General features: G+C 43.2%; 13 protein-coding genes and 2 pseudogenes. 11 read left to right on the forward strand and 4 right to left on the reverse strand.

The window, feature by feature from the left end:
• Positions 1-337 precede the first annotated feature (337 nt).
• From SVI_RS08975 to SVI_RS08990, 5 genes and pseudogenes are all read left to right on the forward strand, one after another.
• Positions 338-550, forward strand: a complete 213-nt coding sequence (locus tag SVI_RS08975) for a cysteine peptidase family C39 domain-containing protein (RefSeq protein ID WP_013051179.1) — start codon at positions 338-340, stop codon at positions 548-550.
• Between the two features lie 225 nt (positions 551-775).
• A complete protein-coding gene (locus SVI_RS08980; protein ID WP_013051181.1) occupies positions 776-1,726 on the forward strand; it encodes a hypothetical protein in 951 nt (316 codons plus the stop codon).
• Positions 1,727-1,739: 13 nt separating this feature from the next.
• Positions 1,740-1,877 (forward strand): hypothetical protein, encoded by a 138-nt coding sequence (locus tag SVI_RS21435; protein WP_013051182.1) that lies wholly within the window; start codon positions 1,740-1,742, stop codon positions 1,875-1,877.
• A gap of 22 nt (positions 1,878-1,899) precedes the next feature.
• Positions 1,900-2,424, forward strand: coding sequence for a hypothetical protein (locus SVI_RS08985; protein ID WP_013051183.1), 525 nt, complete (start codon positions 1,900-1,902; stop codon positions 2,422-2,424).
• A 206-nt stretch (positions 2,425-2,630) separates the two neighbouring features.
• Positions 2,631-3,050 (forward strand): annotated as a pseudogene (locus SVI_RS08990) (Mobile element protein); the annotation flags it as partial.
• 37 nt (positions 3,051-3,087) lie between these two features.
• On the opposite strand, the gene SVI_RS08995 reads toward SVI_RS08990, so the two are convergent.
• Complete coding sequence (locus SVI_RS08995) at positions 3,088-3,777, reverse strand: transposase (RefSeq protein WP_013051186.1); 690 nt, start codon at positions 3,775-3,777, stop codon at positions 3,088-3,090.
• Positions 3,778-3,852: 75 nt separating this feature from the next.
• Here SVI_RS08995 and SVI_RS21075 point away from each other — a divergent pair.
• Positions 3,853-4,098, forward strand: a pseudogene (locus SVI_RS21075) (transposase); the annotation flags it as partial.
• Between the two features lie 109 nt (positions 4,099-4,207).
• Positions 4,208-5,185, forward strand: a complete 978-nt coding sequence (locus tag SVI_RS09000) for a transposase (RefSeq protein WP_013051188.1) — start codon at positions 4,208-4,210, stop codon at positions 5,183-5,185.
• A 371-nt stretch (positions 5,186-5,556) separates the two neighbouring features.
• On the opposite strand, the gene SVI_RS09005 is transcribed toward SVI_RS09000, so the two are convergent.
• The 3 genes from SVI_RS09005 to SVI_RS09015 form a co-directional block, all read right to left on the reverse strand.
• The gene (locus tag SVI_RS09005; RefSeq protein WP_013051189.1) at positions 5,557-6,537 is read right to left on the reverse strand and encodes a transposase; all 981 of its coding nucleotides are present in this window, start codon (positions 6,535-6,537) and stop codon (positions 5,557-5,559) included.
• Positions 6,538-6,791: 254 nt separating this feature from the next.
• A complete protein-coding gene (gene bcp / locus SVI_RS09010; protein ID WP_013051191.1) occupies positions 6,792-7,262 on the reverse strand; it encodes a thioredoxin-dependent thiol peroxidase in 471 nt (156 codons plus the stop codon).
• Between the two features lie 115 nt (positions 7,263-7,377).
• Positions 7,378-7,917: a glycine cleavage system protein R gene (locus SVI_RS09015; RefSeq protein WP_013051192.1), complete on the reverse strand. Its 540-nt coding sequence runs from the start codon at positions 7,915-7,917 to the stop codon at positions 7,378-7,380.
• Between the two features lie 236 nt (positions 7,918-8,153).
• Here SVI_RS09015 and dapA point away from each other — a divergent pair, with 236 nt between their 5' ends.
• The 4 genes from dapA (at position 8,154) to SVI_RS09035 (ending at position 14,639) form a co-directional block, all read left to right on the forward strand.
• A complete protein-coding gene (gene dapA, locus SVI_RS09020; protein WP_013051193.1) occupies positions 8,154-9,038 on the forward strand; it encodes a 4-hydroxy-tetrahydrodipicolinate synthase in 885 nt (294 codons plus the stop codon).
• A 3-nt stretch (positions 9,039-9,041) separates the two neighbouring features.
• A complete protein-coding gene (bamC, locus tag SVI_RS09025) occupies positions 9,042-10,163 on the forward strand; it encodes an outer membrane protein assembly factor BamC (protein ID WP_013051194.1) in 1,122 nt (373 codons plus the stop codon).
• 298 nt (positions 10,164-10,461) lie between these two features.
• Entirely contained in the window at positions 10,462-11,547 is a 1,086-nt protein-coding gene (locus SVI_RS09030; RefSeq protein WP_013051195.1) for an efflux RND transporter periplasmic adaptor subunit, read from the forward strand.
• On the forward strand, positions 11,544-14,639 hold the full coding sequence (locus tag SVI_RS09035) for an efflux RND transporter permease subunit (protein ID WP_013051196.1): 3,096 nt from the start codon (positions 11,544-11,546) through the stop codon (positions 14,637-14,639). The genes SVI_RS09030 and SVI_RS09035 overlap by 4 nt, the downstream gene beginning before the upstream one ends.
• The last annotated feature ends 513 nt before the right edge of the window (positions 14,640-15,152 follow it).

The following is a 15,152-nucleotide window of genomic DNA, read 5'->3' on the forward strand; positions in this document are numbered from 1 at the left end:
ATGAGCGGGCTTTTGTTTGAATAAGTTGATTGAATTAGTCTTGCTTAAGATGTTCAAGTACCACTTCATGGTGATCTTTAGCCTTAAACTTGTTGAACAGGTGAACGGTTACATTCTGAGGGTGTGATGGTAGAAAGTGTGCTTGAGCATATTTTTGACGAATAGTGTTAAATTGGCGCTTTACTCACTATCTGCACTGTGTGTTAAATTAATCTAAAACAATGGCTTACATGTGTTGCGGGTGTGTTGTGTTTCGGGTATATTTCCGCCATCAAGGATGAAGAAGACTCAGGAATAAGATGTCGAGCAACTTTTTTCTGGGATTCAATGTTTATCATTGGTTGCCCGTTTTCACCAAATCCCGGCTGAGCCGAGTGCGCTGTTGCGTGAATTTCAATTCAATGATGCAGATGATACGAACTCGCCCTTGGCAGATATTAATTTAGTTCGTGCGGCTAAAAGTCTCGGTTTTAAAGCCAAATTTATTGCAGATACAACGGATAAGCTTAGTGAACACGTATTGCCTGCGATAGCTAGGCATTTCCGCTGATGCCATCGAACATGAGCAACTCGGATTATTATTTCCACTTAAAGCGTCATTAGCGACAGATGAAATAAATGTCAATGGCAAGTGGGTTAAGTTAAAGCCTGGTATGTCAGTCACGGTAGAGATTAAAACAGGCACCCGCCGATTAATGGAGTTTTTATTAGCGCCGTTAATGCGTGGTGTGAGTGAAGGGGCGCGTGAGCGTTAATATTAGAATAGGGATGTTAAATGAGTAACGGGCAACAATTAAGTGTAAGAATAGTTAAACATAGAACTCTATTAATACTCATCCTAGCGATTAGTGTTTATGGCGTAATGATAAAAGTCGCTAACTCACAAGAGGTAAATGTAAACGTCACTGATAAGTTCGATTTAAGGATATATTACAATGGTTCTCTTAAGCCACAAACGTCAATATCAAATCAAACGGGATTGGACGGTCAAAAATCAGACTACGACATTTTTACAGAAGATATAATAAATTATGTATCTGACAAGTTAGCAATGGAACCTGGTTACGATCAACCTTTGTTAAATGCCCCAGCAATCACACTTGAGTTTGCTGAAAAATATATTACGCCTCCTAGAAAAAAGAGGCGTTCTTACCATAAAATACCAGAAAGTATTTCCCGTCTATTTGAACGTTTTCCAAAAGATAACTTATCATGCCAGCTATCAAGCCCCTGGTTAACAATGTACATTCAGCGTGAACCTAGTTTAAAGGTACTCGCCAAATTCAATTGGCATAATAGGCAATTTCTCATAGATCAAACGTTACTTTCCAACCCGTATTTGGTCTATGATTTTTCGCCTCAAGAACTCACCTCGAAAACTTATTCCGCATACGCAGATGAGTACAATAAGTTATTACAGATACCAAATATAACTAGGCATGAAATATTAGCGATGAATACGAATATTCCAGAAGATCTCTTGTGGTTATTTGATCGTATTGAGATGAACTCGATGACATTTTTGGCTGGGCTTGGACCTCGGTTAGAAAACCATAGCGCACCAGGCTATACCAATATTGTCAAGCATCTGGTTCATCAATGTTTCTCTGCCGAGAATAATGAATTGCAGAGTTATAAAACGATATTAGATCTTGACAGTTACGAGGCTTTGGAGCTGCTAGAAAATTATAAAATTAACTCACTTCGTGGACGTAGAAAAAACTAAAAAAGGGTAGGAAATGGAATTTTCAGATATTAACTTCATATTGGATGATAAGTTTAGCACGGCAGAGATTAAAACCGGCACTCGACGATTAATGGAGTTTTTATTAGCGCCGTTAATGCGAGGTGTGAGTGAAGGCGCAAGAGAGCGTTAGTCTTTTAATAAGGAGTAAACTAATGAAAGCTTATACTTGGTTTCTAATTCTCATCGTCGGCAGTTTTACTGGTTGCTATGGCGATAGTGTTTTATCTAACTTACTGTTTGATAAGTACTGTAATGAAGAGGGGCGTACTGGTCAGTTTATTTACGAGCGTGTGGGGTTAGGGGACGAGTATTTTATACCAATACCTAAAGATAGACGTGAACTTGTGCGTGTTGATAATGGTTTTTTTATCGATGATAGAAAACTATTAATAGATAAACAGCGTTTTATGCAAGATTTTAAGATTAATTGGGTTAAAAAAACTTTGTCACAAATTGGGCCTATTTATATCCAAGAGAAGATCATAGTAAGAAAATCGGATGATACGGTATTGAGTAAGTCCGTGAATATTCACAATCAAAAAGGTTGGTTAGCAAAAGGAGTGATTTTAGGAATAACCGACAGAGACTCTTGTCCAAAGAGGAAAAATGAGTATGACCAGCTTGTTTATAGTTCATCCCATTATGGTTTAGTTAGAAATACATTTTATAAAAAATAATTTAGAGGGAACTAATTATGACGATTCAATCGCTATTTGATGATGCTTTACTAGCACAAGCTGCCTATGCCGTAGATTTGAAATCAGGAATGTCAGACGATGATTTGGAATTGGAATTATAAAGAATAAACAGTGCCACCCAAAGTTAATGGCATATCTTACGCCTCTTACTAAGCTTTAATGAAGAGCTTAAGTGGGAGGTTGTTATGCCGCGTCCAAGAAGAACTCAAGTCAGTATTGAAGACACGCCAATGTACCATTGCTGTAGTAGGGTAACCAGAAGAGCCTTCCTTTTGGGAGATGATGAACTTACTGGTAAGAACTATGACCATAGGCGTGGCTGGGTAGAATCTCTATTACTGAAATTAGCGGGTGTGTTTGCTATAGATATTGCAGCCTATGCGGTGATGTCTAATCATCTACATGTTGTTCTTAGTGTTGATATTTATGAGTCTAATCGTTGGAGTGACAAAGAAGTCGTTGAGCACTGGCATCAAATATTTTTGGGAACTGAAGTCACTCAAAAGTTTGTTAAAGGTGAAGTGATAGAAAGCTATGAGGTTGAAAGTTTAAAGCATTCGATTGCTCTATATCGAAGTCGATTAAGTGATATTAGTTGGTTGATAAATGGGGTCAGAGTAAAATAGTGAAATTAAGTTGAAGTCAAGGCTTCTGGCTTGGTCTTCCACGCTTTTTAGAGTGCATGGGTTCACCTGTTAGGGCCTCAATCTCAATTTTAAATTTATCATTGCCGATTGCCATGCCTTTGTTGGTGGCGTTGCGTATTTGGGTGATGAGCTTGGTATCTATATGGTGCTTAAACAGAGCTCTGTAATTAACTTGTCGTTGAGTGGGGTTACTCGCGAGAGACAAATATATTTGATGGGGGGTGCAAAGGGTTGAAGCTTTCCCGAGCGCATTAATTTGATAGCTTGACCATTTATAGGCAGAAGGCTCTGCCACCATCTCCGCTCTTACTGGGTTGAGCTCAATATAGCGATAGACTTGTAGTAAGTACTGTTCGCTTTGTACAAGGCAGGATTTGAATCTTCCCTCCCATAATGTGCCAGTTCGATTATAAGTAAAGTTGAAGTAGCGAACGTACTGCCTACCTAATGATTGCATCATTTGACTCATTGCATTTGGTTGCAACGGGGTACACAGAATATGGACATGGTTGGTCATAAACACCCATGCATGAATGTGAACTTTATATTCTGAAGCATATTGCTTTAGCCATTTGGCATAAAGCATAAAATCCTCTTCTGAAGCAAAGCATGCTTGACGATTATTACCTCGTTGAATGATATGTTGAGGAATATGGATTGGGGCGTTCCTATGTGCTCTTGGCATGTGCAAACTCCTTTTGCACCATAAATATAGCTTTAGTTTAGCTTAAAAATTTAATTTTACTCTGACCCTGTTTTTAAATTGGTTGATGAAACAGGCCGAATGATTCGAGATGATAAGCGAGGAGCCATATCATCCAATGCCGAAAAAATTCTAGCAAGGTTAAATATTCCTTGTGAGAATTGGTTAACAATCACCGCAGATTTTGGCAAGTTATTTCATGGTCCGGTGGGGACATTACAAGAGCTGACGAGTTACTGTGAACATTTGGGTAAACGACGACGGCACTTTTCTAAAAACTGCCAGTATTTTCAAGATGGCTAAGCGTTTCAATCTGTCCTTCTGCTAAAGAATAAACAGTGCCACCCAAACTTAATGGCATATCTTACGCCTCTTACTAAGCTTTAATGAAGAGCTTAAGTGGGAGGTTGTTATGCCGCGTCCAAGAAGAACTCAAGTCAGTATTGAAGACACGCCAATGTACCATTGCTGTAGTAGGGTAACCAGAAGAGCCTTCCTTTTGGGAGATGATGAACTTACTGGTAAGAACTATGACCATAGGCGTGGCTGGGTAGAATCTCTATTACTGAAATTAGCGGGTGTGTTTGCTATAAATATTGCAGCCTATGCGGTGATGTCTAATCATCTACATGTTGTTCTTAGTGTTGATATTTATGAGTCTAATCGTTGGAATGACAAAGAAGTCGTTGAGCACTGGCATCAAATATTTTTGGGAACTGAAGTCACTCAAAAGTTTGTTAAAGGTGAAGTGATAGAAAGCTATGAGGTTGAAAGTTTAAAGCATTCGATTGCTCTATATCGAAGTCGATTAAGTGATATTAGTTGGTTTATGAGGTCGCTTAATGAACCCATTGCCCGTATGGCAAACAAAGAAGATAAGTGTACAGGTCGTTTTTGGGAAGGACGCTTTAAAAGCCAAGCATTATTAGATGAAGCAGCAGTGCTTGCCTGCATGACTTACGTAGACCTCAATCCCATTCGAGCAAAAATGGCTGATACGCCAGAGCAATCAGATTACACAAGTATTCAACTTAGAATCCAATCCGCCCTCAATGGTAAACAACCTGCCAAACTCCTCTCTTTTATTGGTAATGAGCGCTTAAATCAACCTAAAGGGATAAACTTCACACTGAAAGACTACCTTGAATTAGTTGATGAAACAGGCCGAATAATTCGAGATGGCAAGCGAGGTTCCATATCAGCCAATGCTGAAAAAATTCTAGCAAGGTTAAATATTCCTTGTGAGAATTGGTTAACAATCACCGCTGATTTTGGCAAGTTATTTCATGGTCCGGTGGGGACATTACAAGAGCTGACGAGTTACTGTGAACATTTGGGTAAACGACGACGGCACTTTTCTAAAAATTGCCAGTATTTTCAAGCTGGCTGAGCGTTTCAACCACTCCTCTTGTTAAAGCCGGCTCATAATAAACCGAGTCAAAACCTGCTGTTTGAATTTCATCATTATCGCCCCTAAATACCCATTTTCAATACTTTCTTCGTTTCGAGTTAAACATAGGTCTGTTCGATTGGTTTTATCGTCAACTAATTAACCTAGCCACCCATTCTTAATCTCTCTAACTCGAAGCTCTAAAGTTCCAGCCTTACTCTCACTAACTCAACATGATTTACGTCTTAAGTCGCTCCTGCTGAGTAGTTAATGACTCTGGATATCTTAATATCAGTCCAAAATCTTAAAAACACACAGCAAAAATACCAAAATTAAGTTCGGTTTTCCATTTTCATAAAAGAGGAGTGTAACTAGGCGCTATCTAGCCATCGATGACAGTTAGCCGCCCCTTGCCGGCGCTTTCTATCTAAGTGTTCGCAGTAGGCATCTAATTCTTGAAGTGTTCCCACAGGGCCTTTGAATAGACGGCTGAATTCAGTGGTGAGTTTTAGCCAATTCGCTTGAGGAATGTTGAGTCTATCGAGTATCTGTTGGGATGTTTGGTTAATGGCACTACGCTTGTCGTCTCTAATAATACGCCCTGTATCATCAAGCAGTTGTAAGTAATCTTTAGCACTGAACATCAGTCCTTTTGGCATATCCTTGCGCTCATTACCCACAAATGGCAGCAGTGACTTAGGTTGCTCTCCATTACAAGCCGCTGTAATACGTCGTTGAATGCTGGTGAAGTCTGAGGTTTCAGGTGTTGTAGCCATCTTGGCACGGATAGGATTGAGGTCTACATAAGCCATGCAGGCCAGAACAGCTGCCTCATCCAACAAGGCTTGGGACTTGAACCTCCCCTCCCAAAATCTCCCTGTACAGTTATCTTCCTTGTTCGCCTGTCTCGCAATGGGTTCATTGAGGCAGCGCATAAACCAGGAGATATCACTTAATCGACTTCGGTATTGAGCAATTGAATGCTTTAAGGCTTTAACTTCAAAGCTTTCAACTAACTCCCCCTCAGCAAACTTCTGAGTAACTTCAGTCCCTTTAAACAGCTGATGCCAATGCGCTACCACTTCTTTATCTGTCCAGCTATTAGCCTCAAAAATATCGACCCTAAGCACTAAATGCAGGTGGTTAGACATAACAGCATAAGCCGCCACATCTATAGCAAAAATTTGAGCGAGTTCAAGTATCCTAGACTCAACCCATTCACGCCGATGCTCGTATGACTTACCTGAGTATCTATCGACTCCCGTAAGCCACGCCATGCGAATACATCTAGAAATACAGTGGTAGAAAGGCGTATCTTCAATGCTAATCAATGTGCTTCTTGGTCTGGCCATAGCAACCTCAATCCTACAGAGAGAACTTAAGCTTAGTCAGAGCTGAATTATCCATCAATAATTGTGGGTGGCCATGTTAAGCATTTGTGGGTGGCCATGTTAAGCATTTTTATCTGGAGTTATCTGGACGATTGCTTTGGTCTTGATATGGCCCTATTTCGCTTAGGTTTCTCTGTAGCACTTTATGTTTATGTGTTTTATAGGCATAAAAAAGCCCGCAATAAGCGGGCTTTTGTTTGAATAAGTTGATTGAATTAGTCTTGCTTAAGATGTTCAAGTACCACTTCATGGTGATCTTTGGTCTTAAACTTGTTGAACAGGTGGCTGATTTTACCATCTTGTCCAACTAAGAAACTTAATCGATGAATTCCGTCATAGACCTTACCCATAAACTTTTTCTCACCCCAGACACCGAAGGCATCCGCTATGGCATGATCTTCATCACTAAGAAGAGAGAAGTTAAGCTCCTGCTTTTGTGCAAACCTTGCCAGCTTAGGCACAGGATCTGGGCTAATGCCTAATACTGTGACTTTCAAGCCATTGAGTTCTTGCATGCTATCTCTAAGACCACAGGCTTGAACGGTACAGCCGGGTGTAGAGGCTTTGGGGTAGAAATAGACCAGCACTGGGCCGATATTTAAACACTCTTTCAAAGAGATGAGCTTATCGTTTTGGTTTTTTAGCTCGAAGAGTGGGGCGTTATCGCCTGCAGTTAAGGTATTCATTTGATTTTCCTAGTTATACCAATTCCATTAAATTTATGAGTAATTCAGAGTTTTCTCAGAGCGTTAAATTCAAGGCGTATTGTTGAAAAAATGGTTATTCCCTATGGAACTGGTATTAGTTACTCGTGGTGCCCTGCATACGTTCGATGACGCAGTGCAATGACATCTCAGAAGCCAGCTCATTGATGCTGATTTCTAACTTATCCAGTTCGACTTTCTCTGGGACATTGATTGTCAGGAACACATGTTGGCTAGGATTGCCTTGAGCGTCTTCCTCTGCATGAGACCTTACTGCGGCGAGATCCAGGGAGCGATCAGCAAGAAACTGGGTGATCTTTCTCATGGTGCCTCGCTGATTTTGTCCGGTAAAGGTGAGCTCCAGACGCGAAATGTAATTTTGTGCAGTATGTTCAGAGGTGCGCTTCATTACCGTCATCAATTCAAGCTCAACACTCAAGGGTGGGAGTTGGATTTCCATCTTAGTGATCGAGGCCCAAGAGCCTGACAACATCATGATTAAGGTGAATTCATTGCCAAATAAGGCCATTCGACTGTCAACTATGTCACAGTCACATTCACTTGCAAGCCTCGCAAATTTACTGACAATTCCCGGTCGGTCAGACCCCATAGCAGTAACGACAAGCTGATTGGACATGAATTTTCCTTTTTTATAGCCAGATATGTACATAAACGCACCAATTTTAGGTGCATTTCTCTGCGGTGACTAATGCTACCACAAGATTGCAGAGATGAGATCCCCGTCTGATACAACAAAAATGTGATTGCATACACTAGACGATGAACACTCTTAACATTATTCAATCACTGAAATGCTTGTTTTTAATGGATAGCATCAGTACCATAGCCAGTCCTGGATCTTGGGGAAGTCACATGATAAACGGAAGCATCGTAGCCTTAATCACACCACTAAATAGTGATGGCACAGTAGATTATAAAAGTCTTGAAACGTTAGTTGAGTACCATATTGCAGAAGGCACCGATGGCATCGTTGCTGTAGGCACTACAGGTGAAGCTGCCACACTTCCTATATCAGAACATATCGAAGTTGTTGCACAAACGGTAAAATTTGCATCGGGGCGTATTCCTGTAATTGGAGGCAATGGCGCCAATGCAACGGCAGAAGCCATAGAGCTGACCAAGGCGCAAAGCAAGCTTGGTATTGTGGCGATGTTAGGTGTAACACCTTACTATAATAAGCCGAGTCCCAAGGGCTTGATTGCTCATTATACAGCTGTCGCTGCCAGCACAGATATTCCGCAAATTCTTTATAATGTACCAGGCCGAACAGCCGTTGACATGTTACCTGAGACCATAGCGCAGCTGGTTGAAGTGCCAAATATCATAGGTGTTAAAGACGCCACAGGTGATGTCTCTCGGGTGAAACAATTACGTGAACTCTGCGGCGATGACTTCCTGCTTTATAGTGGTGACGATGCAAGCGCACGTGAATTTTTAAGTTTGGGTGGTGATGGAGTCATTTCTGTTGCTAACAACATAGTTCCAAAACAGTTTAAATTGATGTGTGACGCCGCGCTAGCTGGTGATATCCAAGCCGCCATGGCAGCTGAAGATCAGATCAAAGGTCTATTCAGCGCCCTATTTTGCGAAGCTAATCCTATACCAGTTAAATGGGCCGCCCATCAGATGGGCTTGATCAGTCGAGGTGATATTAGATTACCTTTGACGGAACTTTCTACCGAGTTCCATGGTCTGTTGTTAGATGCAATGAAAAATGCCCGAATTGAGGTTAAATAATAGATGTTGAAGCAAGTGACTCCTTTAGTACTTATCGTCGCCGTTACCGCGTGTAGTTCTCCAGTCGATAGAAGACAGGCCAACGGTGGTGATGAATACACCAATGTGAAAACTCAGCCGGTTTTAACCATACCTGCGGGATTGAACACTCCGGTATACAGTAAAGAATACAAAATTCCTAAGCTGAACAGCAAAGCGAGTGCCAGCCTGATAGGCAAGCAACTGGATATTCGTCCACCTCTGCAAATTTTACCTATGGCCGAGGGTACGCGTGTAGAGGAAGGTAGTGACAATATTAAAATTGTCGTCGATTCCATCGACAAGGACATTGAACTGAAAAGTGAAATGTTCAATGTGATCAAAGATTATTTAGCGAGCAGATCAATCCCAATTCTTAATGAAGATTATGACAAAGGCTTGATTGAAACTGATTGGATCGAGAATCAAGAAGTGATCGATTCAAGTTTCTGGGGTAGCGATGAGATCTTTAAGCTGCGTCAACGTTATGAGTTTAAAATAAACATTCGTCCACATGGCCGCAGTGGCGACTTGATGATCAATCTTGTGGATCATGAAGTGAGCTATGATGGTAAGCAGAAAGACATCGTATTGAGTGGCGAAGACAAACGCAGATACACCATCGATATGCTGAATAATGCCGTTGCCTATATGAGTATTAAACGCAGTAAATCGCTGAAAGCTAAGCGTCTACGTGAAAGTCTAGGCATCGACATGAGCATAGTCAAAGGCACCAGCTCTGAGGTCGAGAGTGAAGAAGGGGTGGCTTCATATTGGTTAGCCGAAGCACCGTTCAAACGAACATGGGATCGATTGCGTATCGTCTTACCTGAGTTGGGCTTCGAGATTGTCGATATGGACAGTAACAAGGGTCTTTACTATATCAATGTCACCGATGATTCAGGTTTCTGGAGCTCGCTCTGGAACGATAAGGACCTAGCGATTAATGAAGGTTCTTACCGTATGACACTTGAAGATGACACTAATGCAGATAAGACTCGTATCTATCTGCGTGATTCATCAGATAAGCCGTTAGATAATGAGATTGTTGAAGCTGTGTATGATGGTTTCTCTGAACTGATGCAGGAAGATCGTAAGATCCGTTAAGCTCATTGGTTGAACAATCCCGAAAAGGAGGCATCTAGCCTCCTTTTTTATTGCCTTCATTTTGACACTCATATCGCACCTAACAGCATAGATTCTACTCTAGAATAGCCTTTTTCTATCACACTCCACTACTCTGACTTTACTAACTAGTACTAATACCTCCAATAGCCAGACTGGGCTTGTATTATCCTCTGTTGTTGCGCCTTGGGTCAATTGTAAGTAAAGGTAAAGCACTCTTGAAGCGCTATGGTCTATAGGTAAACTAGCCTCACGAAAAATAAGCTGTTTTGTGGAATTAATGAAAAAAATAATAATATTGTTAATCATCCTGCTTATTGCATGGTTTAGCTATCGACAAGTCTCATCGGAAAATATAACTATTGGCAAGAAACAGAGACCCATAGCCAATGTCGTGGTGGCTAAGGCGGCAATTGAGTTGATTCGAGATGAAGTTGAGGCCCTAGGCACCAGCAAGGCCAACGAGTCGATAACCGTTACTCCAAAAGTCACCGAAGTGGCAAGCAAGATCAACTTCGAAGACGGTGATATTGTAAAAAAGGGCCGTTTACTGGTTCAACTTCAGGACACAGAATACAGAGCCCGGGTGAAAGTCGCTAAGGTACGTGTCAGGGATCATATGCGTGAACTGGACAGAATACGCTCTTTGATCACCAGTCAGACCATTGCCGAGCTTGAACGTGACAGGTTACAGACCCTGATAGATACCGCCAATGCAGAATTGGACCAAGCTCAAGCGGCCCTTGCAGACCGAAAAATATTCGCGCCTTTCAATGGCCGTTTAGGTCTTCGTCAGATCAGCGTGGGTAGCCTGTTGACGCCGGGAACTGTGATCACCACCTTAGATGATATTTCTGTGATCAAGTTGGATTTCTCAGTGCCAGAACGCTTCTTACAGTCTTTGGCCATAGGTAAACAAGTTGAAGCAAGTGCGGTAGCATTTCCAGGTGAACTGTTTAGCGGCAAGGTCATCTCCATCGACAGCCGGATAAATCCAATCACTCGAGCCGTTACCGTCAGAGCCAAGCTCCCTAATGGGGATAACCGCTTAATGCCAGGCATGCTGATGAAAGTCACGCTTATCCAGCAGAGCCGTGAAGCCCTGATTTTACCTGAATCGGCGATCATCCCAATCCAGGATAGGCATTATGTCTATCTGGTTAATGATGAAAATGTCATCGTGCGCCGTCAGGTTAGCTTAGGTCTGCGTAAGCGGGGTTGGGTCGAAGTGCTCGATGGGGTCAAGTTAGATGAGCAGGTGGTGATCCGCGGCATTTTAAAGGTCAGGCCAGGAGACAAGGTAAAGGTTCAGCTTAGTGAGCGTTTTAGTTTCCTTAAAGAAGCTAAGGTTGGGCCAACCGTATGATACTAACCGATCTTTCAGTGAAGCGTCCCGTCTTCGCTTCGGTGATCAGCATATTGCTTATTGCTTTTGGCTTAGTGGCGTTCGACAAGTTACCCTTGAGAGAATATCCCAATATCGACCCACCTGTGGTGTCGATACAAACCACTTATCGTGGAGCCAGTGCCTCTGTGGTCGAGAGCCGTATTACTCAGCTGGTGGAAGACCGAATAAGTGGCGTCGAGGGCATACGTCATATCAGCTCTTCGAGCCGGGACGGACGCTCTACCGTGACCTTAGAGTTTGATGTGGACCGAGACATCGAAGCTGCCGCCAATGACATTCGCGACAGGATATCGGGCCTGTTAAACAATTTACCCGAAGAAGCTGAGCCCCCCGAGGTACAGAAAGCCAATGGCGGGGATGAGGTGATCATGTGGTTAAATCTGGTGTCAGATCAGATGACCACCTTGCAGCTCACCGATTATGCCCGTCGTTATCTAACCGATCGCCTGTCGGTCATAGATGGCGTAGCCAATATTCGTATCGGCGGCGGCAAGGTGTATGCCATGCGAATTTGGATCGACAGACAAGCCTTGGCGGCTCGCAATCTCACCGTGTCTGACATAGAAAAAGTACTGAGATCTGAGAATGTTGAGCTACCCGCAGGCTCGGTTGAGTCCAAAGAGAGGCACTTTACCGTGCGTGTCGAGCGCAGTTTTCGCACCGTGGAGGACTTTGCTAACCTGGTGCTGAGCCAGGGAGACGATGGGTATCTGATTAGACTTGGGGATGTTGCTCGGGTAGAGATTGGCTCGGAAGAGGATCGCATCATGTTCAGGGGCAACCGAGAGGCCATGATAGGCTTAGGGATCTCCAAGCAGTCCACGGCCAACACCTTAGATGTGTCTAGGGCTACTAACGCCTTAGTCGATGAAATCAACCCGACCTTACCAGCGGGTATGGAGATAAAACGCTCCTATGACAGCTCAGTGTTTATCGAGGCATCGGTGAAGGAGGTGTATCAGACGCTGTTTATCGCCATGTTCTTGGTTATCGTCGTCATCTATCTATTTCTGGGAAGCGTGCGCGCCATGTTGATCCCGGCGTTAACCGTACCTGTGTCCCTGATGGCGACGTTTATTGTGCTTTATGCCTTAGGTTACACCATTAATCTACTGACCTTGCTGGCGATGATTTTGGCTATCGGCATGGTGGTGGATGATGCCATCGTGGTACTGGAGAATATTCATAGACGAATAGAAGAGGGGGATTCCCCCTTGAAGGCGGCTTACCTTGGCTCCCGAGAGGTGGCTTTTGCCGTTGTTGCCACCACTCTTGTGCTGGTGGCGGTCTTTATGCCGATCACTTTTCTCGAAGGTGACATAGGTAAACTGTTTAAAGAGTTTGCCGTGACCATGAGCGCCGCGGTGATTTTCTCGAGTATAGTCGCCCTAACTTTGAGTCCTATGATGTGCTCTAAATTACTCAAGCCTGCTGGAAATGATCCTTGGCTGGTACGTAAGGTCGATGCTGGCATGAACTATGTCACAGACAAGTATCGTAAATTGTTGACCAAGGCCATGTGCCATCCTGTGATTGTGACCTCGCTAATTGTGGTTGCACTGGGCTCAAGTATGGCCCTGTTTAAGTTGGTGCCCCAAGAATTTGCTCCTCGGGAGGACAGAGGTTCAATGTTCCTTATCGTCAATGGCCCTCAAGGCGCGAGTTTCGAGTATATCGAGTCTTATATGGATGAGATCGAAGCACGTCTGATGCCCCTGGTCGACAATGGTGATATCAAGCGACTCTTGATCAGGGCGCCGAGAAGTTTTGGCAGCAGTGCCGATTTCTCCAACGGCATGGCCATCATAGTCTTGGAAGATTGGGCGGTACGTAGAAGCGCGGCAGAGATAACCACAGACATACGCGGGCGACTGTCCGATCTTGCTGGGATCAGGGCATTTCCTGTTATGAGGCAAGCCTTCGGCCGCGGTGTCGGCAAACCTGTGCAATTTGTGCTCGGTGGGCCCAGCTACGAGGAGTTGGCTAGGTGGCGAGATATTATTCTGGAAAAGGCCAAAGAAAATCCGAATCTGGTGGGACTTGATCATGATTATCAAGAAACTAAGCCTCAACTTAGGGTGATCATAGATAAAGACAGGGCAGCAGATTTGGGGGTATCCATCTCTCACATAGGGAGAACATTAGAGTCTATGTTAGGTTCACGTCTAGTGACCACCTTTATGCGAGAGGGCAAGGAATATGATGTCATCATAGAGGGCAATCGTGACAATCAAAATACCGCCAGAGATCTGGAAAACATCTATGTACGCTCGGACAGGACTCAGGTCTTGATCCCCTTGTCGAACTTGGTAAGCGTTGAAGAGTTTGCCGATGCCAGCAGGCTCAATCGTTATAATCGTATGCGAGCTATCACCATAGAGGCAAACCTTGCTGAGGGTTACAGTCTAGGTGAGGCGCTGGATTACCTTAATGAGATTTCCGATACCTATCTGCCCGCCGAGGCGGTCATCAGTTATAAGGGCCAGTCACTGGATTATCAAAATTCGGGCAGCTCTATGTACTTTGTTTTTGCTTTGGCCCTAGGCATAGTGTTTCTGGTATTGGCGGCTCAGTTCGAGAGCTTTATACATCCCATGGTTATCATGCTAACTGTGCCTCTGGCAACACTAGGCGCTCTGATTGGACTCTACTTAACAGACCAGAGTCTCAACATCTACAGCCAGATAGGCATCATCATGTTGGTGGGATTAGCGGCCAAGAATGGCATCTTGATTGTTGAGTTTGCCAATCAACTAAGAGATAGGGGGCTTGAATTTGAACAGGCCATTATTCAAGCTGCCTCCCAGCGACTCAGGCCTATCCTGATGACGGGGATAACCACAGCTGCTGGCGCTATACCTCTGGTAATGGCCCAGGGAGCTGGCGCCGAGACTCGATTCGTTATCGGCGTGGTAGTGTTATCGGGAATTCTGGTTGCTACCTTGTTTACCTTGTTGGTGATCCCTGTGGCATATTCACTGTTTGCCCGTAACTCTAGTTCACCCGAGGCCGTGGCGCGGGCATTGGAGATTGAATTAGTGCGAGAGTAAGCCAAGCAAGTTAACTCATGATCCTAAGGCGCTAAGCCAGTCAGCTATCTGACTGGCTTTTATTGTATCTATCTTCAATGACTTGCTCAAAACCTTGTTAAAACAATCGCGGTAGACGGCTTAAAAGAGCTAACTGGTGAGTAAAATTAAGTCTGGTCGCTACACAGTTTGATGTGAAAACTAGTCTTAAAAACTATTTATGAAAACTAGTCTTAAAAATTACTCTTAAAAATTATTCTTGAAAAAGCCAGACATTATGGCTTAAACCTTAGCTCGTTTTTATCGCGTATCTCATTATTGCTACTCGTTCCTCGGCTATCAGTATTCTCTGAAAGCCAAATCTAAACCTAGATCTAAAAGCTAAATCTAAAACTAAAGAAACGTTAATGAAATGTTGCGGCATTGTATATCGTATATTATATGTGTTAGTTTAGTTTTTGGTGATTAATTATTGATTTGTGATCAAACATTATGAGGTGACTCATATTGAACATTCATTGTTAAGCCAATATC

Origin of the sequence: Shewanella violacea DSS12, assembly GCF_000091325.1 — a bacterium.
Taxonomy (GTDB): domain Bacteria; phylum Pseudomonadota; class Gammaproteobacteria; order Enterobacterales; family Shewanellaceae; genus Shewanella; species Shewanella violacea.